The 234-nt window shown below is 56.4% G+C and carries 1 protein-coding gene; it reads right to left on the minus strand.

Features of this window, described 5'->3' with window-relative positions; all coding sequences use genetic code 11:
• The coding region (locus Q4563_RS22805; protein ID WP_303606171.1) for an ATP-binding cassette domain-containing protein at window positions 1-234 on the minus strand (234 nt) is incomplete at both ends.

The following is a 234-nucleotide window of genomic DNA, read 5'->3' on the forward strand; positions in this document are numbered from 1 at the left end:
TCCGGGTAGTGGGTGGTTTTTATAATGCTGTAGCCGTCGGCGGCGAGATCTTTTAGCAGGGAAAGCAAACGCCACTGGTTACCAAAGTCCAGGCCGTTCACCGGTTCGTCCATCAGGATCACCGTCGTTTGCTGCGCCAGCGCCCGGGCGAGAAAACAGAGCTGTTGCTGACCACCAGAGAGTTCGGTACAGGTTTTATTGGCCAGGTCGGAGATCCCCAAACGCTGCATAGCC

Source organism: Gilvimarinus sp. 1_MG-2023 (genome assembly GCF_030548285.1).